Below are 26476 nucleotides of genomic sequence, written 5' to 3'. Positions count from 1 at the left end.
TTGATCATCGCCGTGTGCATTCTGCTGGTCGTCGCGGGCGGCGCGCTCGCATTGTGGGCCGACCGAGCCCGTCGGGTGCAGCAAGAGGCGGACGCCGCTACCGGCGGCGTCGGTGCACGTGCGGTACCGATCATGCTGGCGAATGGCTGCGCCGGCTGCCACACCATCACCGGTGTACCCGGTGCGGTAGGCCACGTCGGCCCGCGCTTAGACGCCAGTCTATCTGACAGGATCTATGTTGGCGGCGTGCTGGCTAACAATCCGGAGAACATGATCCGCTGGATACGATCAGCAAGGGACGTTAATCCGCACACCGCCATGCCCTCCACCGGCATCACCGAGCAGCAAGCGCGTGACATCGCCGCCTATCTCTATGCTTTGAGATAGACCGCCGCCTCGGCGGGATCACGGGCTGTGCCCAGGACCATAGCCGACAGGGGAACAAAGCTGCCCGATTATGGTTTGGACAGCAGCCGGCGCAGTACAAATTCAAGTCCGCCGTGCTGCTGGGTCATAAGCCCCAGCCAAAAGCCCGCTTCCCCCTCCCTCAAGAGCGGGCTCTTTCCTTGTGGATCGGATGCGGAGCGATCAGGGGCGAGGACTGAGGCGACATGAAGCAACTTCTGTCAGATCTCGCCGCAATGGCCGAACCCGGCTTCTGGATCGCCTTGGGGCTTTTAGCCCTGCCTTACTCCGTGGGAGTAATCTTCCTGATCAAGACATGCCACTGCCTCTGATCGCCCAGCCTTCCGATCGTACGGGCTTTGTTACCTGCCAGCGCAAGATGTGAGTGACCATCACGAACTGGAATCGTCGCCGAGGCCATCCGCGCCGCTCGAACACCCATAAGGTTGCCGACCACGCGTTGGAGGAGTTGCTGGGGGAGCATGCATTGCCGCGGAGGAGCCTTCCGCACTTGTATGTCGCCTTCGGTGGGCCCTGAACGATGCGCGGAAGCGCGCGTTCACAGCATCGAACTGGCCGGTTGAGCATACCGCGACGTTGGTCGAAGAATCCGGATTGCGGCGAGCACATTTCTCCCCTTTTTCGGTCACATTTTATCGGGGCGGATCCCACTCACACCAATGCGGCAACCATCGAGTCCGAGGAGACACTGGACAAGTCGTTCTGTTGCTGGCGGCGAAACCAGTCCAGGGTGAGGCGCACACCCTCTTCAAGAGGTATTTGACAGGCCCAGCCGGGGATGATCCTCCGCGCTAGGGTTAAGTCCGGACAGCGGTTCGTCGGATCTTGGGGAATCGGATCAACATGCACGATTTTGGTGCCTGGCACCAAGCCAGCGACGTAACGGGCAACATCGACAACGGAAATCTCACGATCGTTTCCGATGTTCAGGGGACCAATATAACCATGCTCCTTCCCCCAGAAGAATTGTTCTAGGCCGTCCACGATATCGCTGACGTATCCCCAACTCCGCGACTGCAAGCCGTCGCCAAAAACGATTATAGGTTTGCCGAACAGCGCATTCGTGATGAAATTTGATACTGCACGTCCATCGTCAGGTCGTGTCCTAGGTCCGTAGACGTTGAACAATCTTGCAACTCGAATGTCGAGCCCGCTCAATCGGTTACTCTCAAAAAGCAGGGCCTCGGCGCAACGCTTACCTTCGTCATACGATGAACGCGGCCCGGTGCAATCAACGGAGCCCCTATAAGTTTCCGGTTGCGGCGTTACCAGCGGATCGCCGTAAACCTCAGACGTGGACGTGAAACAGAAGCGGCCCCCGGCGCGAAGAAGGGTCAGAAGCCGCATAGTTCCTATTACGTTGGCCGAGATGGTTCGTACCGGATCTTGCATATACCAGGGAGGCGAAGCAGGCGAGGCGAGATGATAGATCTCGTCAAAAAGGCTCCCCTGCTGAAAATCTTCAACAGCCACATCTATCACGACCAAGCGAGGGTCGGCGATATGATCCAGATTGGCACGCGTACCAGTCCAGAAATTGTCAACAGCAACAATTCGATTGATTTCTTGCCTTAACAACAGTCGATCAACCAGGTGGGATCCGATGAACCCGGCTGCTCCCGCGACAAGAACACTTTTCATTTCCGACCCAAAGCTTTGCAGCTTGCTCAGGAGCTATGAACGCTGACTCGTCAAGCCGTCTGAATTTCCAATGAGATGTCACTCCCTCCACGCAATGATGGTTCGCGCAACGCGCATCGCCCGAACAACCCTAATCCGCGCAAATAGTACCACCCCATTGGACAATGGCACATCTTAAGGACCCTGTCACCAGCGGTGCAGTGCATACACTACACTGTAAAAACGACAGATTTCTGTAGCCTGACTATCTTCGATGGGCATAACATCACCACAAGTTCAATGGGAAATGTATCCTCGACAAACCCAGCACAGGTGGGAGAGTAGCGGTAGAAACTCAGACGGCCCGGGCAGGTGTTCGTTCGCATCCGGATCGAACGTAAAGTCCGTGTGCGAGAAATGCCCTCCTTCTTATCGAACAACGGGGATATGTGGCGCGATCTCGCGCCCCCGGAGGATCTGGTCGAGCATTAAGGGCGGCTGCTTGCGCTCTCGAATGGTGAGGTTCGTGGAACGGCAGGCACCATCAAAAGTGCTGATTGCACTGCGCGGAAATGTAGGCCTCAATGGGGCTGTCAAGGGAGGCGGACGCCATCATCGTGTCAGATCGGACAGGCGCGCAATCAGTTGTCGTGACAATCATCGATCCGTCCCGCAAGCGAGGACTGTTCGAACCTTCCGAGCTTTGGCGATATCGGGAAGTTGTGTTCTTCCTGGCCTGGCGTGATTTCAAGGTCAAATACCGGCAGACTTATCTGGGCATCCTTTGGGCAATGCTGCAGCCGCTCGTTGCTATGTCGGTCTTCAGCATCTTCTTCGGCAAGCTCGCAGGCATTTCGTCCAACGGCGCGCCATACCCGCTATTTGTTCTGTGTGGGCTTGTGCCATGGAGTTTTTTTTCGCGAGCCGTCGCCAGCATGACGGGCAGCCTCGTCAGAAACCAGGAACTGGTGAAACGCGTCTATTTCCCGCGTCTGATCATTCCCATCTCCACGATGGCCTCATGCCTGACCGATATGCTCGTCGGCTTCGCTCTTTTGTTCGCCGCCATGCTGGCATTCGGAAGCTGGCCGGCACCACAAGCAGTCTTCTTGCCGCTGTTCGTGCTCGTAATGGCTGCGTCAGCGACTGGAGTGGGCGTGGCATTGTCGGCGATCAACGTTCGCTTTCGCGATGTGGGCTATCTGTTGCCGTTCAGCCTTCAGATACTTCTGTTCATGACCCCGATCGTGTACCCAGCCAATCTCGTCCCTCAATTGTGGCGGCCGCTTTATAGTCTGAACCCAATGGTTGGGACAGTCGAGGCCATCCGCTGGAGCGTGCTGGGCACGCCTGCGGACTGGCTCATGATCTCGATATCAACGCTCTCCTCGCTAGCCCTTCTCGTTGCCGGACTGACTATCTTCTCAAAATCCGAACGCGCGTTTCCGGACCTGATCTGAGTGATGACCGACATCGTGATCCAGGCTGCCAATCTCTCCAAGGCGTATAGACTTGGTGTGGCGAACAACAGCTTCCCCACGCTGCGAGACGCGCTCGCCAGCAAAAGGCGGGGTCTTCGCGGGGAGGCCGATACAAGCCACCGCAAAGGTGCGGACGAGCCGTTCTGGGCGTTGAAAAACGTCTCCTTCGAGGTGCACGCAGGCGAAGTCCTTGCCGTGATCGGTCCCAACGGTGCAGGAAAGAGCACCATTCTCAAGATACTGGCGAAGATCGTGGAGCCGACTTCCGGCCGCGCGACGATACATGGACGGCTGGGAGCTTTGCTGGAGGTCGGCACGGGGTTCCATGCCGAACTGACCGGCCGTGAGAACATTTATCTCAACGGGGCCATACTCGGCATGCGGCGCATCGAGATCAATTCCAAGCTTGACGAGATCGTGGATTTCTCCGGGGTCGAGCCGTTTCTCGATACGCCTGTCAAACGATACTCAAGCGGCATGTACTTGCGTCTGGCCTTCGCGATTGCCGCCCACGTCAATCCCGACATTCTGGTGGTCGATGAGGTCTTGGCCGTCGGCGATGCCACGTTCCAGAAGAAATGCATCGCCAAGGCAGCGAGCATCGCCGGGACAGGCCGCACCGTGCTGATCGTCAGTCACCAGATGCCGGTTCTGCAGCGACTTTGCACCCGCGCAATCCTTATCGACGGCGGGATGATCCAGGCGGACGGTCCGACTCAGGACGTGGTCCGGGATTATCTCCAGACGCTTGAGGCCCGCGCAGGAACCGATCTGAGTGTGCGATCCACGCGCACCGGGCGCGGCCGCCTCCGTGTGGTCGGCATCGAAGTTTTCAATGAAATGGGTCCCGTCGCGTCCGGGCAGCCGGCAACTTTTCGGCTTCAGGTTGATGGGCCGCGCGAAACATTGCAGTGCCTTGTGACTATCATTGATGATCTCGGGGATCCTGTGACCTCATTTGATAGCCGGGAGCATTCCCTGCATGACCGTCACGGCGAAGTCTACACGGTACATGTGGACAGCCTTATGCTGAGACCAGGGCGCTACAGGATTGACGTAGCGCTGGTGGCGGACGACAGGGTGGTCGAAGACCATGTCGAGACGGCCGCTGTGTTCGATGTCATGCCCGGTTTGCTCGACGATCGACCGGTCAGCGCCCAGCCTGGCTTTGGCAATGTCAGCTTCCCGCATCGATGGGTGGTCAGGAAGTGACGCCTGTTTTCACCTGGCCACGTGCGCAAGCTGTCGCCGAATCCTGCGCCGCTGCTTTGCTGTCCACATCATGATCTTCAGGGCAAGCCGTTCGGCTTTGCTTCCGATCGTTGCAGGCGTGACATAGGGCGCGCGTGCCAGCCGCAGCACCAATTGGAGGCGGAAATCCCGCGTTCCACTTTCCATCATATGCTCCGCGATCCAGTCCAGAAAAGCGGCGCGGGCGGGGTGTTTCCCCATCCGATCGTAGAGCCCTCGCTGAGTGGCAATCGCCGAGGCCGAACTGGAATGCTGCCGGTAACGTGCGAGAGTTACAGGAGTGATAAAGGCTGGGAATCGCAGGAATAGCTTCGCCCACAGAGCCTGGTCTTCATAGAGCTCAAAGTGCTCCTCAAAGCCACCAACCGTGCCAACCGCGCTTCTCCGCAAGAGCACGGAACAGGTACACGGAACGTGGCCGTCCTGCATCAGCAGCAGCCGACCCAAAAGCCGGGGGGGCTGATGTAAGCGTGCGGCAAGTCCATCTGTCGGCTCGACCCAGTCGGAGCGCGCTCCATCCGGGTACCACCATTTGGTCGGCCCGAAAATCATTGCGGCATCCGGGTTGGCATCGGCTGCCGCCAGGACCGTCTGCAGCATATGCGGCTCGTACAAATCATCTGCATCCAGGAAGGCAAGCAAATCGCCGCAGCTGGCCGCTATTCCGGCGTTTCTCGCTGCCGCGGCGCCACGCTTGGATCCGGGAGGCCTGCGCAGCACCTTAATTCGAGGATCGATTGCCGCGGCATCATTGGCGATCCTGATACTGTCGTCCGTCGAATTGTCGTCAACCAGCAAGAGCTCCCAATCTGCAATCGTCTGGGCCCGGACGCTGGCGATCGCTTCACCCAGATTTGACGCCGCATTGAGGAAGGGGGTTATGATCGTCACCCGCGGCACGGAAGTCATCGCTGCAGCCGTCTTACGATGCTTCGCTTGCTCGTCTTCCAGGTTTCGCGCGCGAGCACTTTCCAGATTGCGGAACGAATGCGGAAGGAGGCGCCCTGATCCGCCATCACCCCATTCAGCCATCTGAGAAACATGATACGCGCGGCTTCGTCAGCGCCTGCCCTGGCAGAAGCGGCAGAGCAGCTTTCGACGTGCTGGCGGTATCTCGCCCAGGTCTGGCCGGACACGTAGACGGGCGCGAATGCGAGCGCCTTCGCAAAGAAGGTCTGGTCTTCGAACATCAGGCGGAAGCTGTTCTCGAATCCCCCGAGCGTTGCCAACAAACTTGAACGCATCAGGGCGTTGCAAGTTGTCGGCGTCTGGGCTTGGTTCTGCAGCAGCAGTTCCAGCAGCACGGGCGGATCGTATCGGGCGTTCGGTTCGACTCCGAGCGGGTAATAGTAGTCCGCACGACCAGCAAGCTTTGCCCAGCTATGCCAGATCAACGTCCGGCCGTAGATTAGACCGAGCGCCGGATCGTTTTCCATGATGGAGACTTGTTCGGACAGCTTTTCGGGCAGCCATGTATCGTCTGCATCGAGAAACGCGACATAGGCGCCCCGCGCCTCGGCCAGCCCGCGGTTGCGCGACGCGCTGATACCATGATTGCCCTTGTCGGGATGGGAGAGTAGTCGCACCTTGCCTGGCAAGCGCTGCGCATAGTCGCGCACGATGACAGATGAACGGTCCGTCGAGCCATCGTCGACGACGAGGAGTTCCCAGTCGGTGAAGCTTTGACCTACAACGCTGTCAATAGCTTCCCGGAGGTATCTCTCGCCGTTGAACACGACGATGATTGCCGTGACGCGCGGTTCTCGGCATGCATGGTCAGCCATGGCAAAGGACCGCGCGCCGGAACTCTCTCTCACCCCAATCAGCGACCGTGACCCGCGGCAGTCGGAAGGGGTCGACCCTGAGCCCAGCTTCACGCGGCAGGGTGGTTACTGCATAGTCCATGCCAGCAGATTTTACCGCTTCGGCGGTGCTGTCGTCGAAGTCTCCGAAGGGGTATGCGAATCCCGCCACCCTCCGCCCTGTAATCTCTTCGCATTGTTGGCGGCTAGCAGAGATCTCGCGTTCAAGACTGTCCCGTTTCAGCAACGGCAGGGATGGATGCGTGCAGGTGTGGGCACCGATCGAAACGCCATCGGTGTCGGCGAGATGCCGCAGCTCCGAATGAGTCATGGCGCGGTCACACCTTCGGGGGCTGGCGTCGGTTCCTGCCCATCTTGCCAGCTGCTGCAGCGCCCTCCTCCGTTCGTGTACTCTCAACGGCTTCAGCAGTGCGTGCAAGCCGAAATGGAGCGCCGTGCGGCTGATGACGAGATTCGATTTCGCGCGCGTGGCGTCCTCCGTCACGAGCCAATCATAGTTTCGGCCTGCGATCTGGATCGCGAGCCTCTCCGGGAGAGCAGGCGTTTCCAAAGTGATGCGCGACAGAATATCCCACCAGAACACTGAGGGGTCGCTGAGCGCGTGGGTAGTGACGAAGACGGTCACAGGAGCGTTCATGCGTAGCATGACCGGCACGGCATTTTGCACGACATCCGCATAACCGTCGTCAAAGGTAACTGCCGCGGCATTTCTCGCTGGCTTTCCGTCCCGAAGCCGTTGTGCCAGCCATTGCAGGGGAACAATATCGCGCGCCTTTGTCAGGATTTCGATTTGGCGTGCGAAATTTTGTGGCGAGACCGAGAGTTCCCAAGGATCGACGCGTGGTTCTCCGACGCGATGATACATCAGCACGAGCGGCCGGTTGTAACCGGCAAGCAATCGGCCCCGTCGCAGGAGCTTGCTAAGAGCTTGACGCACTGTCACGCCGCTCATCGCCTGAAAGCGCGCGCGGCGACAATCACCGGGCAACATGGGTCATGCACATCGAGCATTGCCGAATTCAGCTCATGCTCCGCCAAGCCATAGAGAAACCCGGTAGCCGAATAGGCGTTTCCATAGTGGCGGACTTCGACATTCTCCACCCCGAACCTGTCTGAGAGAAGCCGGCCCAGTGCCGCCGGGGTTATCGACCAGAACCAGCTCTCGCCCCATTCTCCTCGGTCAATCGGGCTTACCCAAGGGACCGTGACCAGAAGCACGCCTCCCGGTTTCAGCATCCGCCATAGGGTTGCAACCGCGACAGGCATGTTGAAAAGGAGGTGCAGTGTCTGGGTGAGCACGATGCAGTCAAATGTCTCGGGCGGCAGGTCGTCGCCGTTGGCCAGATCGCCCACGAAGGTTGTCAGCGGGTGACCTTCATATCGGTTTAGAACGTCGCTCCTGGCAACTCGACTGCCTCCGAAGCGGGTCGTATAGGCGTTGTCCCCGATCTCCAGAACCCTGCCGGATATGTTCAGCGAACATGATGCGAGGAAAGTCTCGACATAGCGGCGGTCCACTGGCTTGCCGCGATCAAAACCGAAATTTGTACTGAAGGGCAGCGGGCGGCTGAGGTCACCGAACCGGACGCCCGATCGGCGCCGACTTGACCAGCCCTTGAAACGCTGCCGCAGCATCATGGTGGTCTGCAATGGCGCTGCGAGCGAAACGGCAATGGTGTTCAGGAGCTGACTGCCGAGCGAAGAACGGGATCGAACCGCTGTACTAAGCTGTCCCAGTTGCATGTGCGCATAATAGCGTTTCCAGTTTTCGACGCCCTGATGGTAGGCGGCCGTCCAGTCTGGATTGGTCCGCGCAAGATTCCTCTGCCGGCCAAGGACTTTGAGCGCCGCGCGCAACATCATCGGATTGCTGTTGGACATATTCGTTGCGTGCCTGCGGTAATCTGCGAGACACTCCGGGGTGCATGCGGCCTTGTTTGCCCGAAACAGGCGAAGGTAGACGTCGTAATCCTCGCAAGCCCGCAGGGATCGGTCAAATCCGCCAGCAGCCTCCAATGTGCTACGCCGATAGAGCACTGTCGCATGCATTCCAATCAGGTTGCCGGTCAAGAATCCGGCATACGGGTCCTCTCCCACCGGCCTCAGCGGAACTGAATTCCTGACTGCGCCGGCCTCATCGATGTAGCAATAGGCTCCATAGACCAAGGCGCAATCCGGACTGTCATGGAACAAAGCAAGATTGGTAGCGAGCGCCGTCGGGCGCAGCCTGTCATCGGCATCCAGGAACGCGATGAATTCGCCACGTGCTGCCTTCATTCCCGTATTGCGGGCAGCGGCTAAACCCTGGTTTTCTTGGCGGATGTAGTGGACGTCGACATACCGGCGAACAACATTTTCGGGATTGTCCAACGAACCATCGTCCACAACGATGATCTCATCGGGCCGCACGCTCTGGTTCCGGACACTGTCGATCGCTTCCGCGAGAAATCGAGCATGGTTATAGGTCGTAATGACAACCGAGACACAGGCTGCGGCGGGTCTGACGGTCATCTTTCGCCCACTTGGCTCTGCGCAGTCGGGTAGCCGGCAAAGGTTAGCCATGCGACTGAGCGCCGACATGCCTCCTCGAAGCCGACCACCGGCTGGTATCCGAGCTCGCGCTCGGCCTTGGCCGACGGGAGTTTCACCCGACACCGGTGCAACAGCGCACGTTCTTCAGATACCTTGATCTTTGGAGCCATAGGCGGCCTCTGATCGAGCCCTGATTTCCGCCACTCGGCATAGCCTACCTTTAGTCCGCTACGAACGGGTCTCGGGAGGCTTCGGACAAGCCGCCGGTAAAGGTCGCCATCTCTCAGCCATTGTGTCCAGTTCGGCGCGAATGACAATGGCGCGGAAACCGAAATCGCAGCCAGGTCGAAGCCCAATGCCTCGGCTATCGGGCGGCAAAGATCTGCCCAACTTATCCTTTCGCGGTCCCCGACCAGATAAGTTCGCCCAGCCGCCTCGGGCACTTCGATGGCAAGCTTGATCGCATGAACGACATTGTCGACATAAGCGCTGTTGCAGATGCCATGGCCGCCATCCACCAGATAGGCAGAGCCGTCGAGGAGATCGTTGGCGAAGCCCCCCGTCCAGCTGGAGCGCGGGCCAAAGACAATTCCGGGCCGCAGCACCACCACCTGGACTGCACCGTCCCGTGACAATTCCCCGAGACGACGTTCAGCACGAACCTTGGCATTGTTGTACTCGACCGTCTGGCCGTCGTGCAGCGCGCTCGTTTCGTCCGTTCCGGGCGGCGGCGATTGGCCATGAACGGATGCGCTACTGAGGTAGACCAGGCGAACGACGCCCGCAGCGGCGGCGGCACGATAGACAGGCTCGACGGCATCGACGATCGTGCGACTATCACCGGCAACTGCATGAACAACGGACTGACAGCCAAGAAGGGCCGCAGTAAGAGCCGGAACGTCATGCGCGTCCGCCACCCTTCCATCGATCGCAAAGCGGGACAGGCTGGCGAAAGCACTCGGCCTGCGAACGATCGGCCTCACCTCAGCCCAGCCGGAAAGATGCAGCAACTCCACTGTCCGGCAACCTATGAAGCCGTTGGCGCCAAGCACGGCAACAGTGCCGGTCATTGTCTGGTCTCGGCGGAAGCAATGACGTGGCGAAAGTCTTCTGCTCCGAGCCAAGGCATGTCCAGCCGTTTCCGTCTGGCATAGCATTCCTCGATTCGCTTGAGCACGTTGCGCCCCGCTGTGGCTGACCCGGAAAGGAGGGTTCCATTTCGGACCGTGTCGACCAAGTCCGAAATCTGATCGCAGAACGCGTCGACGAAATCGCGCGACCGGTCGTCGGTGTCGGTGAAGGAGGCGGTGGCTGCCGTGCGGCATCCTTTCAAGGCGATCTCTACAAGCTCAGTCTCATTGACTGCCCAAGAAATCGAGCCACGTTCGCCCTCAAGACGGTAAAGGTTGGGACGAGCCCAATCACGGCTCAGCCGGACCGTTGCCTCGAAGCCGCCAAAACCTAACCGGACAAGGCAGTTCGCCTCGACGCCGCCCATTGCGTCATCGGCGTAGTGGATTTCATGGGGCTCTCCGAACCACCAGGTCAGGAGGTCAAGGCAATGCGTGCCTATGTCCTGAAGCACGCCACCGCCGGATTCCGCGCGGCTGAAATAGCTCGTCGAAGCGACAGGCCACTGGAAAGGGCCACCCTCAAAACAACAGACACCTTGAATTTTTCCGATCAATCCGCCCTCGACCATGGCCTTTATCGATCGGGTGGCAGGGAACTGCCTTCTGACGAGGCCTGTTGCCACATGCAGATTGTTGGCTGCCGCTACCGCGAGGATAAGGTCCGCGTCGGAGCTGCTCGTGGCCATCGGCTTCTCGCATAGAACATGCATGCCGGCCCGCAACGCCTGCATCGACTGATCAAGATGGTATCGAGGCGGGGAAGCGATGATCGCCACATCGGCGCCCACAGCCAGAAGGCCGTCGAAACTGGCTGCAACCTTCGCTCCGGGCAGCCGCGCCTGTACGACCGCGGCGGATTTCGCTTCGGGATCAAAGATGGCTGCGACTGCGATCTGGCCTCTGCCTTGAAGGCGCGACAGCGCTTCCGCATAGTAGAGCTTCGTGACGGCGCCACATCCGGCCAAAACGAGACGGACAGGCTCACCTTGCCGCAGCCGTGCCGGCTGCCGTTGCACAGTTTCAATTTGGGCGGACAATCTCGCCTCCCTGCTTCGCAACGAGCCGCAGCATACGTCCAATTGTCTTGAGCGACGGATCGAGGTGGAAGGCTTCACTCATTTGCGCGAGGCATCCAGCCCAATCACCAGAGCCAAGCAGTCGCCGTCCGGTTTCGAGAGCGCTTTGCGAATAAGTCCGCCGAGCCGATGCGGCGACATCGTCCGCGAGTTCGCTTGGAAGATAGCTCTTGAAAATATCAATCGCCATTCGCGTGTAGGCCATGTCCGCGGCATTCCGGATATGGCGCCCTGTGTTCGATTGCGGGTGCATCCGATAAAGCGCAAGGGCTTGCGGTTCGTACCAGACAGGAAAACGAGAAGCGATGCGTATCCACATCTCCCAGTCTTCGCTGCATTTCAGCCGCCGGTCGAAGCCGCCGAGTTCTTCGTAGACCGCGCGTCGGACCGCGATGGACGGCGTCATGATGCGCTGTTCGAGCGCCAATCGGACCACCGCATTCTCAAGCCTTCCGGAGATTGACTGCATTCCAGGTTCGATCGACAACTCCTGTCCGTGGGCGTCCATGAAGACCGTCCGGCAGAACGCCGCTCCTACTCTCGGATCCGCATCGAAACCCCGACCGAGCAATTCGTAAAATTCTGGTCGGACGGCATCGTCGCCGTGCAGGAGATGGACAAGTTCCCCCTGGGCTCGGCTCAGACAGGTATGGAAGTTGCCGATGTGGCCGAGGTTTTGCGGCTGGCGGAAAAAGCCGACACGCCTTCCCCCGATTTCGTTCACGACTTTTTGCGGATCGTCGGACGAACAATCGTCAACCACTTCGATCTGCATATGAGCCGGGTCAGGGGCTTGCGCGAGCACGCTTTGCAGCGTTGAGGCAAGAAAGCGGGCGCTATTATAGACGGGGATCATCACCGACCACTTCGGACGAACAGCCCCCTGTGGCAATGACGGGACCGGATCGCGATTCTCGAAGTTGCGGAAAGCCGTCATCTCCCGAGCACCGAGGATTTCAGCAGGAGCAGTGCCAACCGCGCGATATCGCGTTTCGGCACGTTGTTTCCGCCAGTGCCGCTTCGCAGCAATCGTAGGAAGCACGATCTGGCCGACGGCAAGTCACCTCCGTTCAGATACTGCTTCGACCATTCGTAAAAGTAGCGGGAACAGCCGCCACGGGCAAACTGTGCCCCACGGGCATCCATGACATTCGCCATTCGCCGGTAGAATCCCTCGATCGCATCAAGCCTGAGCGGGCTTGGCAGCGCCGATACAAGCCCACCCGGGTGCAGACGATAGATACCTGCCACCTCGTCGACAAAGGCGAGGTCTGCTGTCTTTGCGCAATGCACATACAGCGGCCAATCAGTAATCGGAAAGAAATCTGCATACCAAGACGGTACATCCCGAACGCACGCGGTTCGCATCATACCGCCGCAAGTGGCGAAGGGATTGCCTTCCCAAATTTCCCTTTGTGTGATTAAGGGCTTCTGATCCCGTGGCGTCCACCGCCGCGACGTGATCTCGTCGCCGTGCGCCACGAGCGCATTGTAAAATATGGCCGAGAGCTCAGGATGCGCGTCAAGATGGGCCACCTGATCTCGCAGCTTGGTCTTGGATGTCCACAGGTCGTCGCCATCAAGGATCGAGACATAGCGCCCGCGCGCAACCCGGAGTCCTCTCGCAACGACCTCGTTGGATCTCAAATTGCTGCCAGAATAGATCGCCGATAGTCTTTCGGGATAATCGGATACATACCGCTCCACGATCTCCCGGGTACCGTCCGTCGAAAAATCTTCGCTGATCAGGATCTCGACACCGGATTCCGTATCTTGCATGAGAACGCTGTCGATCGCTGCCGCTACGTAGCGAGCGTGATTGTAGGTGACAATGAGCACGGTCACACTGGCCGTCGGTTCATTCACTGTCCGCTCAAAAGTGCATTCTGCCCTCTGAGCCAAATTGCGGCCCGACGAAATCTGCTCTTCCGACAGCAGCAGCTTCTTCATTCCAAGCCTCTAAGGAGAAACGGGCTGTCTGAGCCGCTGCCCTCTTGGGGCATTGCAAAGGTTCCTCGTTCGGGATGCTGCGCCAAATAGCCTCCGCAGGGTCCAAGTTTGCTGTCCATTGCAGCCAGATTGTTGAGCAAGGCACGGTAATCGGTATTCTCGCCGCGATCGAAAAGCTCATCGACAGCGTAGTCCCAGAACGGTTTCCCAATCCCCGAGCTGCGGCCTTCGCGTTCCAGTTTGGTTCCTTGTTTCGCCTTGCGCCGGAAAATGGCAAGCGTCGCACCGACGACTTTCGCGAACTGCGAGGGCGATCGCCAGAGCACTCTGGCGAAGTTCATGCCGACGGCAGCAAAGCGGCGCCTTTTAAGCCCGAGCCTGGCGATCTCGACATCGTTACGGAACATCACATCCGATAGGATCGGGCTCACCATCTCGCTGCAGCGAGCAAAGAGGCTCTCGAGCACCATCCGACGCGAGATGAGCATTCGGACGAAATCTTGCGACATGGCTCCTGGCGTTCGGCGGTATCCGACCAAGTGCTCCTTGACGACATCGAATCGGTATTTCGAGGCGATACTCAATTGGAGGAAGAAGTCCTCACAACCCTCCGCACCGTTTTCGCGCAGTCGCGAGGAATAGCCACCCATTTCGAGTAAGACATCGCGCCGGAACATTGCCGAACTTCCGTGACCGATAAAGTTCTGTCCGAGATGCTGCATGAATACCCATCCGTGCGGGTGCATGCGCTTAGGCGTAATGATCGCCTTATCATCGGCATCAATCGTCCGGTAAAGCGTATAGACAAGCCCAACATCATTGCCTGCTGCAGCGAAAACACGCAGCTGCTTTTCGAGTTTGGTTGGGTGCCAGAGATCGTCGGCGTCTATAGGTGCTATATAGATGCCCTTGCTTGCACGTATCCCCGTATTCCGCGCCGACGCGACGCCACTGTTCTTCTGTTGGAGCAGCTTGATACGCGGGTCGTCATTGGATAGTCGGCGGACGATTGATGCAGTTTCATCAGTCGAACCGTCATCAACGACTATTATTTCGATGTTTCTGTAGGTCTGGTTTATCACCGACGCCAAGGTGCGTTCGATAAATTGTTCTGCGTTGTAGGCAGGGATAATGACAGCCACGAATGCGTGAGTAGGACATTGTGAGTTGCTCGTAGAACAACTCCCCTTGGTGCGGCCACTTCCCTTCACTGTCACCCGGCCTCTGAGCTCTGCATGTACTGCTAAACGGCCGCTGTCCGGCTCACTAACATTTGGGGCCACGCACACTGGACGGCCCTCGCGCGGCCTTCTTAGGTGGCCGATCCATTCTCTTTGTGCCACAGCCCATAGCGTATTTTCCTTTCGCCCCTGGCCGACTTGGGGTTCGAAAACTCACGCAATAGCCCACGCTGCACCCTGACTAAGTGACCCAAAATGATCTCGCCCGTGCGTAGAGCCGCCCACGCAGAGTGGCGGATCCGAGAGTATCTGCTGTTTCCTGCAATCTATGCCCCTGGATGGCGAGTAGATAGATCGTCAAAAGCGGTACCCGTTAAGGAAAATTCGCGACCGTTTCGGGATGCCGCGAGAATAAACGGTCTCTTTGCTGCGCGCGTTCACGAATGTCACGAGCTGACTGAATCGCACCCAAGACTGCGGAAATTCGCCTTCCATCTGGAGTTCGCCCCTGGGACCGGACAAATTGAACAAGCAGGATTGCCGGCTGATGGCGCGCGATCAACCTACTACGATCAGCCCGACACCGCCGTGGATGACACAGCGCTCGTCGAGACGATGGGTCAAATCTCCGACAGCTTCGAAGCTTAAGGCTATCGCCGCATGCAGGCGGCGCTGGCAGCGCGGCATCGTCGTCAGCCCCAAGAAGGTCAAGCGGTTGATGCGCGAGCGTGATCTGCAGCCCAGGATCAGGCGCCGCTTTGTCGCTGGCTGCCTCCGCCCGCCCGATGATGAAGAGCGGGGGTGCCTCGCCCTGATCGATGCGGCACAGGAATTTCCAGATAGACCTTACTGCCATCGTCGAAGGGCGCGCGTCGGCCTCACCCGGTGCCCCGGCGACGGCCGCCTTCAGCGGCAGGACATCGCCGTATATGTCACGACCTTTGCCGGGAAGAATGCTTGCGAATCGCTGCGGAGATCGCCGCCAGGCCACCCCGCAGTTCGTCCTCAAGAGGATAGAGGAAGCCGACACGCATGTGGTTGCGCGGCATCTCGAACCAGTGGCCCGGACCGACATAGGTGCCATAGCTTTCCAGCAGGTCTGCGTAAAAGTCGTCGAAATCGAATCCCGGACCATGACGGAAACGGGGGAAGCAGACCACGCCGCCCTGGGGCTCGACCCATTCGATCAGTTCGTCGCTCTCAATCCAATCGCGCATGATGGCAAGGCGTCCGGCTAGCACTGGCGCCTGCGCGGCGAGGAAGGCGTCGCGGCCTTCCAGGATGCGGGCGCCGATCCACTCGTCGACGACGCTGCCGCAGATGCCGATCTGCTCCTTCGCCGCCAGGAAGCGCTCCATCAAGTGCACGTCGCGCGTCATGATCCAGCCCACGCGGATGCCCGGCGCGCCGTAAGCCTTGGACAGCGAAGCCACACTGATCGCGGCGGGGCTGAGCGAGGCGGCGGGGGGCAGCATCTCGCCATGGGTCAGGTCGCGGTAGGTTTCGTCCACCAGTAGCCTGCATCCCGCCTTTTCGACCAAGGCGATCAGCGCGTCCAGTTGAGGGCGGCCGATCATCGTGCCGGTTGGGTTATGCGGGCAGGTGATGCTGACATAGCGGGTGTTCGGGCGCAGAGCGCTGGCGACGGCATCGATGTCGAGGCCGAACCGATCGTCGAATTTGAGGTCGATAAAGGTGATGCCGCAGCCGATGGCGCGCGGCGTCTCGATATTAGTGGCATAGTTCGGCCGCACCACGACAAGATGGTCGTCGCGCGATAGAAGCGTGGTGGCGATGATGAACAGCGCGCCAGCGGCGCCGGCGGCCACCAAAACGTTGTTGGGGCCGAGGCCCTTGCCCTGCGCGGCTACCAACGCCCGAAGCTCAGGGTCGCCGCGATGCTCGCCATAGGGCAGCAGCAGGTCAGGGACGGAGAGATGGAAATCGGACAGCTTACGGTCTCGTACGGAGCTTTCCGACAGGTTGAAGCGAATGCGGTCATAGCCGTATTCCTCCGGTGATTCCTTCTCGATCACCATGCGTGCGTAGTCCATGCTTTCCCCCGTCAGGCTGCCAGCCGGGCGACGGCCAAAACGGCCTGGTCGACCTCGTCTGCTGTGGTGTAATGCGATAGGCCGAGCCGAGCGACGCCGCCTTGCTCGCGCAGGCCGAGCAGGCCGGAGGCTTCATAAGCGTAGAAATCGCCGGCCCAGCCGAAGATGTTTTCGCCCGCCAGCGCGGCTGCGATCTCCTGCGGCGACCTCTTGGCCAGCCGGAAGCTGAAGGTGGGCACACGGGCGTCCAGCCGGTTGCGGCTGGCGATGCCGCAGAGCTTGAAACCGGGAATGCCGGCAACACCCGCCAGGAACCGGTCCATCAGTCCGGCTTCGTAGTCGGTCGCCGCCTCCAATCCCGCCACGATGCGCTGGCGCAGCGGCGCGGCAACGTCGACGCCGGCGCACTGCTCGCCGAGCCAAGCGATGTGCTCGATCGCCGCCTGCGTGCCGGCCTGCGCCTCGAAGGAGGGAGTGCCGGGGGTGTGGCGCCACGGCATGTCGAAGGAGGCGGGCCGCACCTTGAGCGGCGTGAGCCGGTCGCGCAGCTCCGGCCGTATATACATGACCCCGGCGTGCGGACCGAAGAACTTGTAGGCAGAGCATGCGAGCAGGTCGCAGCCGATCGCCGACACGTCGAGGGCCAAATGCGGCGCCGACTGCACGGCATCGACCATGGTGACGGCGCCGGCAGCTTTACCAGCAGCCACGATACGGGCAACGTCGTTGACGGTGCCAAAGATGTTGCTCGCGTGATTGCAGGCAACCAGACGCGTGCGCGGGCCGATCAGTTCGTCCAGCATGTCGTAGCGATATTCGAAGGTTTCGGTATCGAACTCGAGCCAGCGGACGGTGACGCCACGTTCCTCGGCTGCGATGATCCACGGGCCGACATTGCCATCATGGTCCATGCGGGTAAGCACGATCTCGTCGCCCGGTTTCCAGTCGCGTGCCACCATGCGCGAAAAATGGAAGATCAGCGAGGTGCTGTTGAGGCCGAAGACGATCTCGTCCGGCTGTGCGCCGAGCAAGGCGGCCGCCGCTGCATGCGCTCCCACCAAGATGCGGTCGCTATCACGCGAGGTGTGGAAGGCACCGCCCTCGTTGGCGCAGCTTCGCAGCATCACCTCGCTCATCCGCTCGACCACGCGTGCCGGTACTTGCGAGCCGCCCGGCGCGTCGAGATAGATACGTGGCTTGCCGTCGTCGGTGATCGCCAGCGCCGGGAAGGCCCCGCGCACCGCCTCGATGTCCCATCGTCCAGTCGTCATGGAATTCCCTTTCAGGTCGGTCGCACCGCCGCGATCGCGGCCGTCAGTTCGTCGTAGTCGAAATTCCCGCCGCACAGCACGATCGCATTGACTTGGCCGCGGTACCGTTCCGGGTGCTTCATCAGCCCTGCCAGCGCTAGGCCGGCTGCACCCTCGACCAATAGATGCTCTTCGATCGCGAGACGGGCGAGCGCGCCGGCGATCTCGGCTTCGGAACAGATGACCACATCGTCGACGACCGACCGGGCGAGGCCGAGCGTGACGGAATCCTCATCCATGCCGCCGGCGACGCCGTCGGCCAACGTCGGCAAGTGCTCGACATCGATCACCTTGCCCGCTTCCATCGACGCTGCCAGCGCCATGCTGTTGGCGGCCGCGCAGCCGATGATCCGCGTGCGCGGACTGAAGGCCTTCATCACGGCGCCGATGCCGCCGATCAACCCGCCGCCGCCCATGGCGATGAAGACATTGTCGATATGCGAATGCTCTTCCAGCAGTTCGAGCCCGATCGTGCCCTGGCCAGCAACAACATCGGGATCGTTGTACGGAGATACGTAGACGAGTCCCTTCTCCTCGCCCAGGCGGCGCGCGTGCGCCTCGGACTGGCCGCTTTCGTCGCCATGCAGGATCACGTCGACGCCAAAGGACCGTATGCGCGCCAGTTTGGCCTTCGTGACATTGTGCGGAAGCACGACCGACAATTTTCGGAACAGGCGCGACGCCGCGAAGCTGGAGGCTATGCCGTGGTTGCCGGACGAGGCGGTGACGAACGGCCGGCCCCCGGTCGCATCGTCCATCGCGGTCAGCTTCGAGAAGGCGCCTCGCGCCTTGAAGGAGTTGGTGAACTGGAAATTTTCGCATTTGAACAAAACGGTGCTACCGATCGCGTCGCCGACGGCGGACGCGCCCAGCAGCGGCGTCTTCGCGATGTGGCCGCGGATGCGGGCATGCGCCCGCACGGAACGCGCGGCAGCGGCGGCGATGTCACCTTCGTTCGACATGGTTCTGTCCTGGGTCAAGAGTTTGCGGCTGTGCCGGCGCTCGCGAGGATGGCGCTGGCGATTGCCGCGTCCTCTGCGCCGAGGCCGGTCAGGTCGGCGATGCTGATGTCGCCAGGCTTGCGCGTCAATGAGCCAGTCCGCAGCGATACGCCGATCTCACCGATCCGCTCTGGCTCGACGAGGCCGGCCACGATGGCATGAGCGAACTCGCCATGGTCGATACTCTGCAGGGCCGAATCGGCGAGCAACGTGTCGGCGCGCGCGACCAACGTATTCTCCAATTCCTGTTTGCCGGGCGCATCGGCTCCGACGGCTGTAATGTGCGTGCCGGGCGCGATCCATTCAGCGCGTACCAGCGGCGCGGTCGCGGGCGTCGTGGTGACAATCACTTGTGAATCGGAACAAAGGTCGGCGAGCGAGCCGACTGGCGATACCTGGAGGCCAAGGTCGGCCACGTCGGCGGCGAAGCGTCCCGCCGCCGCTGGGGAGCGGCCCCATACCGCGACCGAAAGCGGCTCGCCGTGAGCCAGCACTCGCAGCGCGCGTAACTGAATGCGTGCCTGGGTTCCGGTGCCGACGATGCCGAGGCGCGTCGCGCCCTTAGGCCAGCACAGCCGGGTCGCCAGCGCGCCGGCATAGCCAGTGCGCCAGTCGGTCAGCATGCCTTGGTCGAACAGCAGCGCTACCGGTTCGCCTGTCGTGGCCGACAGCGCCACCATCATGCCGTTGCCGCTTGGAAGGCCCTTGGTCGGATTGTCGTAGAACCCAGTCGCGACTTTGACGACGAAGATCGACGCGCCCGATACATGGGCGCATTTCACATGGCAATCGCCGTTCGCCGCCGCGAATCCCATATGCACGACGGGCGGCTGCTGGACTGCCCCGGCGCTGTAGGCGACGAGGCTTTCGCGAACGGCCGCAATACCGGCGGCGTGGTCGAGCCGCCGCAGGATCTCCGCCCGGTCGAGGATGAGCGGCATGTTTGCGGCTGGCCTAGCCATGGTCGTTCCGTTCAGGCCGCCGAGCGGGCAAGGCCGCGCAGGAAGAGCTGCACACGTTCCAACCCGTCTTCCAGGACATGCGCCGGCGCGCCGATGCCGACGCGGAAATAGCCGTCCATGCCGTAGACGTCGCCCGGCGCGACAAGCACGCCCTGCTCGTCCTTGACGCGATGCGCCAGTTCGGTCGAATTTATCGGCAAGTGATAGCGCATGAATGCCATCCCGCCTGCCTGCGGCGGCGCCAGCGAGACCAGCCCCTCGTTGGCGCGGACCCAGCGCACCATCATGTCGACATTGCGTGACAGGAGGTCCCGGCTGCGGTCGAGGATCGCCTTGCGGCGCGCCGGCTGCAACACCATCGACGCGACCAGTTCGCTGACCGCGCCGGTGGTGATGGAGGTATAGTCCTTGCGCTGCCAGGAGGCATAGATCTCGGCGGCAGGGCCGACCAGCCAGCCGATGCGCAGGCCCGGCATCGCCATCGCCTTCGACAAGCCGTTGGTGACGATGGCTTTCTCATAAAGGTCGACGCTGCTCGGCGGCTCGACGGTACCGTATTCGGCGCCCTTGTAGACCTCATCCGTATGTAGCCAGATGCCGTTGGCGCGTGCGATGGCCACAATTTCCCCGAGCAGGTCCGCCGGCACCACGCGTCCGGTCGGATTGTTGGGCGTGCAGAGCGTGATGACCTTGGTGCGGGGCGAAATCGCCGCGCGGATATCGGCCGGATCGGGCAGCCAGCCCAGTTCCTCGCGCAGCGGCACATCACGTACCACCGCGCCGAGCGCCTTCGCCCATCCCCTGATCTGCAGATAGTTGGGGACGACGACGAGATCTCGTCGCCCGGCTCCAGCAGCGTCATCGCCATCAGAAAATTGGCTTCGGCCGAGCCGTTGGTGACCATCACCTCGTCGGCCGTACGATTCTTGTATGTGGCCGCGATCGCCTCGCGAAGGACGACGGCACCGTTCGTCCAGCCGTAACCGAGTTCGGCGGCAAGCACCTTTTCGCGTTCCTCCGGGCTCAGCAGTTCGTTGAGCGAATAGGGGTGTACCCCGCTATCGGAGAGGTTGTACTCGACGATGTTCTCGTAGAGCGACTGGATGCGTTCGAGGGTGAATTCTTCGATCTGCATGTGTGTACGATTCCTCTTCTTCAGGAAGCCGCGCGGGCCGGTGAGGTCGCGTTGGCCAGGATGCCTAGCACAGTTCTGTGCAACTCAGGTGTGGCGCTGGCCACGACGGAACGGCGGCCGGAACGGATCGTCAGCTCGCCGCCCTGCCAGTCCGTCATGACGCCACCGGCGTTACGCACGATCGGGATCAGTGCGCAATAATCGAAGGCGTCCAGCCCCCCGTCCACATTGATGTCCAGCGCGCCGTCGGCGACGCGGCCATAGGCATGGCAACCGCCGCCATAGACGCTCCAGCGCACCTGGCGGCGCAGCCTCTTGTAGGCGGCCGTATCCTTGTCGTCGAAGGATTCCGGGTTGCCGTTGCCGACAAGGGCCTCGCTAAGGTCCTGGCAGGCGCGCGTGCGTACGGGCTTGCCGTTGAGGGTGGTCGGCGAACCGTCGGCGCCCAGCCAGCGCTCGTTGGTGACGGGATTGTCGATGACCCCGAGCATGGGAACGCCGTTGCGGGCCAGCGCGATCAGCGTGCCGAAGGTCGGAATGCCGGTGATGAAGGCTTTGGTGCCGTCGATCGGATCGATGACCCAGACCCATTCCGCGTCGAGGCCGACGGACCCAAATTCCTCGCCGAGGATGCCGTGGTCGGGATACGCCTCCTGGATGCGCGCGCGCAGCCTCTCCTCGACCTCCCGGTCTACCGCGGTGACAGGGCTTGCATCGCCCTTGGAAACGAAGCCGTGTTGCTCGCTGAGCGCTTCCTGGATTGTCGCCCGGCTGACGTCTGCCAGCGAACCGGCGAAAGCCGTAAAGGTCTTGGGGTCAGATGCCGGCATTGTCGGCTCCCTCTATGAGTGGGGTTGCGGGTTCGCCCAGAGGACGCGTGTGTCGTGAAAGCCTGTATTCGAGGGCGCGCAACGCCGTGGTGAGCACGTAGGTAATGGTGAGGTAGATAAGCGCCGCGGTGATGAAGAGCTCATAGGGCGCGAAGGTGCGGGCGACGATCGTGTTGGCGGCGCCGGTCAGCTCCATGACGGTGATGGTCGAGGCGAGTGATGTGGATTTCAGCATGCTGACCACCTCGTTGCCGTAAGCCGGCAGGGCGATGCGGAAGGCGCCCGGCAGGATGGTCGTGCGGTAGGTCAACGCCGTCGACATGCCGCAGGCACGCGCCGCCTCGATCTCACCGGCTGGCACCGCCTCGATGGCGCCGCGCAGGATGTAGGCGGTGTAGGCGGCCGTGTTCAGGCTGAAGGTCAGAATGGCGCACACCCAGGCCTGGCGCAGATATGGCCACAGAAAGCTGTCGCGAACGACCTCGAGCTGGGCGAGACCGTAATAGACAAGGAAGATCTGGACCAGGAGCGGCGTGCCGCGGAAGAAGTAGATGTACCAGTGCAGCAGGAGGCGCACCGGCGCCGGGCCGCTGACGCGCAGGATGGCGACGGGAAGTGCCACCGCCATGCCGCAGAAGAGTGAGGCGACGAGCAGTTCGATCGTCGTGACGGTGGCCGACAGCAGCGCCGGCAGGCTCTCGACCATAAGCTCGAAGTTCATCGCGCCAGCTTCCTCTCGCCGCGCGTCGCACGCCGTTCCAGCGCGTCGACAATCGAGGTGTTCAGTATGGTGAGCAGGAGGTAGATCAGCGCTGCGGCGAGGTAGAAGCGGAAGGGTTCGCCATTGACCTGCGTCGCCATGGTGGAGATGCGCATCAGCTCCTCCAGCCCGACGATGGAGATAAGCGACGTGTCCTTGATGAGCGAGATCCAGTTGTTGCCGAGGCCGGGCAGCGCGTAGCGCCACATCAGCGGCAGGCGGATGTGGATGAAGCTGGTCGCGGCCGACATGCCGAAGGCATCTGCCGCCTCGATCTCGCCCTTGGGAATGGCGAGATAGGCGCCGCGCAGCACCTCGGCCGCGTAGCCGCCGAAGACCAGGCTGAGCGCGAAGACGCCGGCCGGCATCGCCGGCACTTCGAGAAAGCGGATGCTGGGGTCAATCATCTTCGCCAAGCCGGTCAGGGCCACCGTGCCGCCGAAATAGGCGATGAGGATGATGAGGAGTTCGGGCGTGCCGCGCACGACCAGAGTGAAGCCCCGGCCGATGGCGCGCAGCACACAGTTCGAGGAGAGCTGTGCCAGCGCGCCGAGAATGCCCCAAACGAGGCCGACCGCCAGCGACAGCAGCGCGACCTCGACGGTGGTCATGAGCCCGCGCGCGACCTCCAAACCCCATCCCTGGAAAATGTCCATCTGCCGCTCCTGCGGTGGCAAGAAGAAAGACGCCGGCCATCGGGTGAAATGGCCGGCGATGAACCGTACGGCTCGGCCTAGTTCGATGCCGGCAGCACGCTGAACGACCAGTACTTGTCGTTGATGGTCTTGAACGTGCCGTCGTCGATCATGGCCTTCATCGCCTTGTCGAGCTCGTCGCGAAGGCCGGCATCGTCCTTGCGCATGCCGATGCCCACGCCTGGCCCGAAATACTTCACGTCCTTGATCTCCGGACCGATGAATTTGTAACCCTTGCCTCGGTCCTTGTTGAGGAAGTCGTTGGCGAGCTTGATCGGGCCGGCGAAGACGAGATCGGTCCGCTTGGAGGTCAGGTCGAGCAGCATGTTGTCGGCCGTGTCGTAGAGCTGGATCGTGGCCTCAGGAAAGTTGTCTCGCATGTAGTTCTCGTAAGTTGAGGCACGCTCGATCCCGATGGTCTTGCCCTTGAGACCATCGGGGTTGGGCTTGCCGTCGTCCGTCAGCGGCTTGGCATCGCTTCCGTCCGGACCGACGAACCGGGCGGTGGAGGAGCGGTACGGGATCGAAAAGTCGATGCTCTTCTTGCGCTCGTCGGTGATCGACATCGACGCGGCGAGAAGATCGAACTTGCCGGCGACAAGGCCCGGAATAAGCGAATCGAAAGGCATGCAGACAAAGGAGGCGTCGGCGCCGAGGCGCTTGACAACTTCCTTCGCGACATCGATGTCGAAGCCGCGCAACTCGCCGTTCGCGTCCTTGTAGTTGAACGGCGGGTATGTGCATTCACTGCCGACGCGCAGGTCGCGCGCCGAGACCTGCGCGGCGAAGGCGGCGAGGCCGGCCGCAAGCATCAAGACAAGTTTTTTCATCATGTTCCCCTGTTGTTTGTCCTGTTCAAAGAACGCGCTGCAGGAAGGCCCGGCAGCGCGCCGATTGCGGATCGCCGAGAACCTGTCCCGGCGGGCCGCGCTCCTCCACCATGCCCTGGTGGAGAAAGAGCACCTCGCGCGAGATCTCGCGCGCGAAACCTATTTCATGGGTGACGACGATCATCGTGCGTCCTTCTTCGGCGAGCGTGCGCATGACCGAGAGCACCTCGCCGACCAGTTCCGGGTCGAGCGCGGAGGTCGGCTCGTCGAACAGCATCAGCTTCGGCTCCATCGCCAGCGCGCGGGCGATGCCGACGCGCTGCTGCTGGCCGCCGGAAATATGCGCGGGGTAGTGGTCGCGCTTCTCGAACAGCCCGACCTTGGCGAGATAGGCCCCGGCTCGCTGCCGGGCCTCCTGTTTGGACAGGCCGAGCACCTTCATCGGTGCAAGCATCACGTTGTCGAGCACGGTGCGCTGGCTCCACAGATTGAAGCTCTGGAAGACCATGCCGATGCGGCTGCGGATGCGATTGATCTGGCGCGCATTCAGCTTCGCGCGCCCCGAACTGCGATCCAGCGTCAATTCCTCGCCTTCCACCGCGATCGTGCCGGCGTCGGGAATTTCCAGAAGATTCATGCAGCGCAGGAAGGTGCTCTTGCCCGACCCGCTGGCGCCGATCATGGTGATCACGTCATGGGCATGGGCGACCAGGTCGACGCCTTTCAAGACTTCCAGAGCGCCGAAGCTCTTACGGATGTTATTTGCCCGCAGGACGGTGTTTTGGTCCATGTCCACTTGGTGCCCTTGCCTCCCGATCGGCTGGACACGGAGATTGTCCCGGAAGCGCGGCTGCCCAAAGAGCCAATTTCGCCGACGGGCAGCGGACCAATTCCAGTCCCGTGGGCTGTGAATGCGTCGTCAACCGTGTTCGAGGATAGTCTGCGCGAGGATGTCGACGCAACGCGGGATGCGGCGGACCGACGTGTTGCCGAAGCCCAGCACAAGACCCCTCGGCTTGGTTTCCCGGCGTGCGTAGCGCGAGAGTGGTGGGCAGTCCAGCCCCTTCTGGAGCAGTGTTCGCGATACGGCCACGTCGTCAAACGGTTCGCGTGCGTGGACGGTCAGGTGCAGGCCGGCGTGAACGTCGGGAACGTCGAAGCCGTCTCGCAGCTTTGCGCGCAGGCATTGTGTCAGGCAGGCGGCGCGATCGCGGTAGATGGTGCGCATACGCCGAAGGTGCGAGGCGAGCCGCCCCTGGTCCATGAAGTCGGCGACCAGCGCCTGGTCCGGTAGCGGTGCGTAGAAGGAGAAAATACGCTGGGCGAGGGCGAACGCCTCGACCAGCGGCATCGGCGCGATCAAATAGGCGAGCCGCAGGCCGGGCGCCAGCATGCGGTTGAACGAGCCGGCATAGATGACCCGCCGCGGATCGCGCGCGTAGAGCGTCGTCTGCGCTTCGCCCGACCAGCGGATCTCGCTATTGGAATCATCCTCGAATATCCAGCCGGGCCGGTCCGCCGCCCAATCAAGCAGCTTTTGCCGGCGATCCGACGTCATCGTGCAGCCGAACGGCCATTGCTCGGTCGGGGAGACAACGGCCATACGCGCCTCTCGGACCATCACGCCGGCGGCTTCTGTATCGAAGCCTTGCCTGTCGAGCGGGGCGGGAACGGTGACAAGGCCGAAGGCTTCCAGCGTGGCGATCTCGGGCATGTGGCAAGGATCCTCGACCAGAACGGTGTCGCCGCGGTCGAGCAGAACATGAGACGCGAGAGCGGCCGCTTGCAGCGTATTGCCGATGACGATGATCTGTTCGGGACGACAGTTGATCGCTTTAGCCTCCGCCAGATAGCCCGCGATGCGGGTGGCCAGCAGTGGCGCGCCGCGCGAATAGTCATAGCCGGTGTGGGCGCTGGCGTGCTCGCGCCAGCGGCGGCTAGCGATCTGAGCGAACTCGTCATAGGGGAACTCGTTCAGCGCCGGCACGCCGGCGCTGAGATCGTAGGTCTCGATGCGTTCGGCTGGCAGGTTCATGTCGAGCAGCGCCTGGCCGCGGCGCGAGGGTGCCGGGAGCGCATTTGGACCTGACACCGGTATGACCGCCGTCTCGGCTCGGGGGTGATTGTCTTCCGGCAGCATGGTTTCGACGAAGGTGCCGGCGCCGATCCGACGTGCGACATAGCCCTCCGTGGCAAGTCGCTCATAGGCGAGGACAACGGTGTTGCGCGAGAGCCCGAGTTCCTCGGCCATGACGCGGCTTGGCGGCAGGCGCGCTCCTGGCGCCATGATGCCATCCCGTATCCAGCGGCGCAACTGCTCGAAAAGTTGCTCGTTCAACGGCGTGCCACGGCTGCGGTCGAAGACGATCCTGTTCCAGCTGGGATAGTTGAAAGCGTGCATGTCTGTTCACCGGCTACGGCGGGAC

Annotated in this window: 25 protein-coding genes; 4 read left to right on the top strand and 21 right to left on the bottom strand. The window is 61.4% G+C overall.

The features are described 5' to 3' along the window. A complete protein-coding gene (locus FJ443_RS08210) occupies nt 1-387 on the top strand; it encodes a c-type cytochrome (RefSeq protein ID WP_246671766.1) in 387 nt (128 codons plus the stop codon). Between the two features lie 224 nt (nt 388-611). Further along, nucleotides 612-737 (top strand): hypothetical protein, encoded by a 126-nt coding sequence (locus FJ443_RS31935; protein WP_263486168.1) that lies wholly within the window; start codon nt 612-614, stop codon nt 735-737. A gap of 340 nt (nt 738-1077) precedes the next feature. Here the strand turns inward: FJ443_RS31935 and FJ443_RS08205 are convergent, their stop codons facing one another. Further along, nucleotides 1078-2067 carry an NAD-dependent epimerase/dehydratase family protein gene (locus FJ443_RS08205; protein WP_140663461.1) on the bottom strand — a complete coding sequence of 330 codons (990 nt, stop codon included), beginning with the start codon at nt 2065-2067 and terminating at the stop codon, nt 1078-1080. A 629-nt stretch (nt 2068-2696) separates the two neighbouring features. Here FJ443_RS08205 and FJ443_RS08200 point away from each other — a divergent pair. Both FJ443_RS08200 and FJ443_RS08195 read left to right on the top strand, forming a co-directional pair. After that, nucleotides 2697-3506, top strand: coding sequence for an ABC transporter permease (locus FJ443_RS08200; RefSeq protein WP_181168455.1), 810 nt, complete (start codon nt 2697-2699; stop codon nt 3504-3506). Between the two features lie 3 nt (nt 3507-3509). After that, a complete protein-coding gene (locus FJ443_RS08195; protein ID WP_140558720.1) occupies nt 3510-4739 on the top strand; it encodes an ABC transporter ATP-binding protein in 1230 nt (409 codons plus the stop codon). A 9-nt stretch (nt 4740-4748) separates the two neighbouring features. Here FJ443_RS08195 and FJ443_RS08190 read toward each other — a convergent pair whose 3' ends face one another. The 20 genes from FJ443_RS08190 to FJ443_RS08095 all read right to left on the bottom strand — a co-directional run bounded on the left by FJ443_RS08190 (nt 4749) and on the right by FJ443_RS08095 (nt 26451). Next, nucleotides 4749-5687, bottom strand: a complete 939-nt coding sequence (locus FJ443_RS08190; RefSeq protein ID WP_181175080.1) for a glycosyltransferase — start codon at nt 5685-5687, stop codon at nt 4749-4751. After that, on the bottom strand, nt 5684-6562 hold the full coding sequence (locus FJ443_RS08185; RefSeq protein WP_140657566.1) for a glycosyltransferase: 879 nt from the start codon (nt 6560-6562) through the stop codon (nt 5684-5686). The genes FJ443_RS08190 and FJ443_RS08185 overlap by 4 nt, the downstream gene beginning before the upstream one ends. Beyond that, nucleotides 6555-7499: a polysaccharide deacetylase family protein gene (locus tag FJ443_RS08180; RefSeq protein WP_181171785.1), complete on the bottom strand. Its 945-nt coding sequence runs from the start codon at nt 7497-7499 to the stop codon at nt 6555-6557. Before FJ443_RS08180 ends, FJ443_RS08185 begins: the two co-directional genes overlap by 8 nt. Nucleotides 7500-7549: 50 nt before the next feature. Then, entirely contained in the window at nt 7550-9112 is a 1563-nt protein-coding gene (locus FJ443_RS08175; protein ID WP_140663455.1) for a glycosyltransferase, read from the bottom strand. Further along, nucleotides 9109-10203 carry an NAD-dependent epimerase/dehydratase family protein gene (locus tag FJ443_RS08170; RefSeq protein ID WP_181172023.1) on the bottom strand — a complete coding sequence of 365 codons (1095 nt, stop codon included), beginning with the start codon at nt 10201-10203 and terminating at the stop codon, nt 9109-9111. The genes FJ443_RS08175 and FJ443_RS08170 overlap by 4 nt, the downstream gene beginning before the upstream one ends. After that, the gene (locus FJ443_RS08165; RefSeq protein ID WP_181167229.1) at nt 10200-11303 is read right to left on the bottom strand and encodes a Gfo/Idh/MocA family oxidoreductase; all 1104 of its coding nucleotides are present in this window, start codon (nt 11301-11303) and stop codon (nt 10200-10202) included. Before FJ443_RS08165 ends, FJ443_RS08170 begins: the two co-directional genes overlap by 4 nt. Further along, nucleotides 11287-12279 (bottom strand): glycosyltransferase, encoded by a 993-nt coding sequence (locus FJ443_RS08160; protein WP_140663451.1) that lies wholly within the window; start codon nt 12277-12279, stop codon nt 11287-11289. Before FJ443_RS08160 ends, FJ443_RS08165 begins: the two co-directional genes overlap by 17 nt. Next, nucleotides 12276-13292, bottom strand: a complete 1017-nt coding sequence (locus FJ443_RS08155; protein ID WP_140663449.1) for a glycosyltransferase — start codon at nt 13290-13292, stop codon at nt 12276-12278. Before FJ443_RS08155 ends, FJ443_RS08160 begins: the two co-directional genes overlap by 4 nt. Continuing rightward, on the bottom strand, nt 13289-14434 hold the full coding sequence (locus FJ443_RS08150; RefSeq protein WP_181165248.1) for a glycosyltransferase family A protein: 1146 nt from the start codon (nt 14432-14434) through the stop codon (nt 13289-13291). The genes FJ443_RS08155 and FJ443_RS08150 overlap by 4 nt, the downstream gene beginning before the upstream one ends. Before the next feature lie 971 nt (nt 14435-15405). Beyond that, the gene (locus FJ443_RS08145; RefSeq protein ID WP_140517481.1) at nt 15406-16527 is read right to left on the bottom strand and encodes an aminotransferase class I/II-fold pyridoxal phosphate-dependent enzyme; all 1122 of its coding nucleotides are present in this window, start codon (nt 16525-16527) and stop codon (nt 15406-15408) included. 11 nt (nt 16528-16538) lie between these two features. Then, nucleotides 16539-17798, bottom strand: coding sequence for a cysteine desulfurase-like protein (locus FJ443_RS08140; RefSeq protein WP_140500672.1), 1260 nt, complete (start codon nt 17796-17798; stop codon nt 16539-16541). A gap of 11 nt (nt 17799-17809) precedes the next feature. Further along, a complete protein-coding gene (locus FJ443_RS08135) occupies nt 17810-18799 on the bottom strand; it encodes a pyridoxal-phosphate dependent enzyme (RefSeq protein ID WP_140584233.1) in 990 nt (329 codons plus the stop codon). 14 nt (nt 18800-18813) lie between these two features. Further along, nucleotides 18814-19800 carry an ornithine cyclodeaminase family protein gene (locus tag FJ443_RS08130; protein ID WP_140663447.1) on the bottom strand — a complete coding sequence of 329 codons (987 nt, stop codon included), beginning with the start codon at nt 19798-19800 and terminating at the stop codon, nt 18814-18816. 11 nt (nt 19801-19811) lie between these two features. After that, the gene (locus FJ443_RS08125) at nt 19812-20606 is read right to left on the bottom strand and encodes an aminotransferase class I/II-fold pyridoxal phosphate-dependent enzyme (protein ID WP_348641933.1); all 795 of its coding nucleotides are present in this window, start codon (nt 20604-20606) and stop codon (nt 19812-19814) included. A 349-nt stretch (nt 20607-20955) separates the two neighbouring features. Then, a complete protein-coding gene (gene hisN / locus FJ443_RS08120) occupies nt 20956-21765 on the bottom strand; it encodes a histidinol-phosphatase (protein WP_140500676.1) in 810 nt (269 codons plus the stop codon). Further along, a complete protein-coding gene (locus FJ443_RS08115; RefSeq protein WP_140663445.1) occupies nt 21752-22486 on the bottom strand; it encodes an ABC transporter permease in 735 nt (244 codons plus the stop codon). The genes hisN and FJ443_RS08115 overlap by 14 nt, the downstream gene beginning before the upstream one ends. Further along, a complete protein-coding gene (locus tag FJ443_RS08110) occupies nt 22483-23181 on the bottom strand; it encodes an ABC transporter permease subunit (RefSeq protein WP_140500678.1) in 699 nt (232 codons plus the stop codon). Before FJ443_RS08110 ends, FJ443_RS08115 begins: the two co-directional genes overlap by 4 nt. A gap of 77 nt (nt 23182-23258) precedes the next feature. After that, complete coding sequence (locus FJ443_RS08105) at nt 23259-24053, bottom strand: transporter substrate-binding domain-containing protein (protein WP_140565715.1); 795 nt, start codon at nt 24051-24053, stop codon at nt 23259-23261. A 22-nt stretch (nt 24054-24075) separates the two neighbouring features. After that, nucleotides 24076-24840, bottom strand: a complete 765-nt coding sequence (locus tag FJ443_RS08100; RefSeq protein ID WP_140500680.1) for an ATP-binding cassette domain-containing protein — start codon at nt 24838-24840, stop codon at nt 24076-24078. A 129-nt stretch (nt 24841-24969) separates the two neighbouring features. Beyond that, complete coding sequence (locus FJ443_RS08095) at nt 24970-26451, bottom strand: PLP-dependent aminotransferase family protein (protein ID WP_140663443.1); 1482 nt, start codon at nt 26449-26451, stop codon at nt 24970-24972. Nucleotides 26452-26476: the final 25 nt, after the last annotated feature.

The organism is Mesorhizobium sp. B2-6-1 (assembly GCF_006440475.1).
In the GTDB taxonomy this organism is placed as follows: Bacteria; Pseudomonadota; Alphaproteobacteria; order Rhizobiales; family Rhizobiaceae; genus Mesorhizobium.
This window is presented reverse-complemented; position numbering and strand designations above follow the sequence as displayed.

Coding starts and splice junctions, on each gene's coding strand:
- FJ443_RS31935 (WP_263486168.1), top strand. CDS start 612: ATGAAGCAACTTCTGTCAGATCTCGCCGCAATGGCCGAACCCGGCTTC.
- FJ443_RS08205 (WP_140663461.1), bottom strand. CDS start 2,067: ATGAAAAGTGTTCTTGTCGCGGGAGCAGCCGGGTTCATCGGATCCCAC.
- FJ443_RS08195 (WP_140558720.1), top strand. CDS start 3,510: ATGACCGACATCGTGATCCAGGCTGCCAATCTCTCCAAGGCGTATAGA.
- FJ443_RS08190 (WP_181175080.1), bottom strand. CDS start 5,687: ATGACTTCCGTGCCGCGGGTGACGATCATAACCCCCTTCCTCAATGCG.
- FJ443_RS08185 (WP_140657566.1), bottom strand. CDS start 6,562: ATGGCTGACCATGCATGCCGAGAACCGCGCGTCACGGCAATCATCGTC.
- FJ443_RS08175 (WP_140663455.1), bottom strand. CDS start 9,112: ATGACCGTCAGACCCGCCGCAGCCTGTGTCTCGGTTGTCATTACGACC.
- FJ443_RS08170 (WP_181172023.1), bottom strand. CDS start 10,203: ATGACCGGCACTGTTGCCGTGCTTGGCGCCAACGGCTTCATAGGTTGC.
- FJ443_RS08160 (WP_140663451.1), bottom strand. CDS start 12,279: ATGACGGCTTTCCGCAACTTCGAGAATCGCGATCCGGTCCCGTCATTG.
- FJ443_RS08155 (WP_140663449.1), bottom strand. CDS start 13,292: ATGAAGAAGCTGCTGCTGTCGGAAGAGCAGATTTCGTCGGGCCGCAAT.
- FJ443_RS08145 (WP_140517481.1), bottom strand. CDS start 16,527: ATGGACTACGCACGCATGGTGATCGAGAAGGAATCACCGGAGGAATAC.
- FJ443_RS08140 (WP_140500672.1), bottom strand. CDS start 17,798: ATGACGACTGGACGATGGGACATCGAGGCGGTGCGCGGGGCCTTCCCG.
- FJ443_RS08135 (WP_140584233.1), bottom strand. CDS start 18,799: ATGTCGAACGAAGGTGACATCGCCGCCGCTGCCGCGCGTTCCGTGCGG.
- FJ443_RS08130 (WP_140663447.1), bottom strand. CDS start 19,800: ATGGCTAGGCCAGCCGCAAACATGCCGCTCATCCTCGACCGGGCGGAG.
- hisN (WP_140500676.1), bottom strand. CDS start 21,765: ATGCCGGCATCTGACCCCAAGACCTTTACGGCTTTCGCCGGTTCGCTG.
- FJ443_RS08115 (WP_140663445.1), bottom strand. CDS start 22,486: ATGAACTTCGAGCTTATGGTCGAGAGCCTGCCGGCGCTGCTGTCGGCC.
- FJ443_RS08110 (WP_140500678.1), bottom strand. CDS start 23,181: ATGGACATTTTCCAGGGATGGGGTTTGGAGGTCGCGCGCGGGCTCATG.
- FJ443_RS08105 (WP_140565715.1), bottom strand. CDS start 24,053: ATGATGAAAAAACTTGTCTTGATGCTTGCGGCCGGCCTCGCCGCCTTC.
- FJ443_RS08100 (WP_140500680.1), bottom strand. CDS start 24,840: ATGGACCAAAACACCGTCCTGCGGGCAAATAACATCCGTAAGAGCTTC.
- FJ443_RS08095 (WP_140663443.1), bottom strand. CDS start 26,451: ATGCACGCTTTCAACTATCCCAGCTGGAACAGGATCGTCTTCGACCGC.